Source organism: Caulobacter sp. P1_B12_2 (assembly GCF_056406675.1).
In genome coordinates this window covers 1-1,065 of sequence record NZ_JBFTZS010000781.1, presented here as the reverse complement: position 1 = coordinate 1,065, position 1,065 = coordinate 1, and the positions used below count along the sequence as shown (strand labels likewise).

The following is a 1,065-nucleotide window of genomic DNA, read 5'->3' as shown; positions in this document are numbered from 1 at the left end:
ACCATCGACAGCACGCCCCCAGACGCCGCCGCGGGCCGCCGCGGGCCGGCCGACCACGCCATTCGTCAGCAGATCGTCGACGCCGCCGACGCCCACTTCGCGCGCTTCGGCTACGGCAAGACGACCGTCGCGGACCTGGCCAAGGCGATCGGCTTCTCGAAGGCCTACATCTACAAGTTCTTCGATTCAAAGCAGGCGATCGGCGAGGCCATCTGCACCCAGTGCCTGGAAAAGATCATGACGGCCGCCCTGGCCGGCGTCGCCGAGGCGCGGACACCGACCGAGAAGTTTCGCAAACTTTTCAGCACCATAACAGCAAGGAGCGTTGAACTTCTATTCCAGGAGAAGATGCTCTACGACCTAGCTGCCAACTCGGCGGCCGAGAACTGGCCGTCGGCGCTCACCTATCTTTCCCACGTCGAGGCGACCCTGCGCGACATCATCCTGCTGGGCCGCGAGGCGGGGGAGTTCGAGCGCAAGACGCCGATCGACGAGACCTGTTCGGCGATCATGCTGGCGATGCAGCCATTCATGCATCCGCTGCTTCTGGAGTTCAATCTKGACGGCCTGCCCGAGACCCAGACCCAGGTCATCAACCTGATCCTGCGTAGCCTGTCGCCGTAGTCATCTTGGAAAATCGGTAGTGACTAATTGACAAATTAGTCACTAGACACGAAATGGAGGTCTCCGCTCAAGGCAGGACCCTTCGCCATGTCGCACCGCTTGCTTCTCGCCGCCCTCGTCGGCGGCCTGACCGCCCCGCTCGCCGCGTGCGGCGGCCATGACGCCGCCGTTGATCCCCGAACCCAGCCGCCGGTGGTGCGGGTCGCCACCGCCTCCGCCGCCACCGACGGCGATCGCCAGTTCACCGGCGTGGTCTCCGCGCGCATCGAAAGCCAGTTGGGCTTCCGCGTCCCGGGCAAGATCGTCGAGCGCCTGGTGGACACCGGCCAAACCGTGCGCCGGGGACAGCCCCTGATGCGCATCGACGCCGCCGACTATGTGCTGGCCCAGGCCGCCCAGGACCAGAGCGTGGCCGCGGCGAGGGCCCGGGCTGTCCAGGCC

At 66.0% G+C, this 1,065-nt stretch carries 1 protein-coding gene and 1 pseudogene; both read left to right on the top strand.

The window, feature by feature from the left end; all coding sequences use genetic code 11:
* Positions 1 to 3 precede the first annotated feature (3 nt).
* Positions 4 to 624 carry a TetR/AcrR family transcriptional regulator gene (locus AC1DZ6_RS25730; protein ID WP_477099916.1) on the top strand — a complete coding sequence of 207 codons (621 nt, stop codon included), beginning with the start codon at positions 4 to 6 and terminating at the stop codon, positions 622 to 624.
* Positions 625 to 711: 87 nt separating this feature from the next.
* A pseudogene (locus tag AC1DZ6_RS25725) lies at positions 712 to 1,065 on the top strand (efflux RND transporter periplasmic adaptor subunit); the annotation flags it as partial.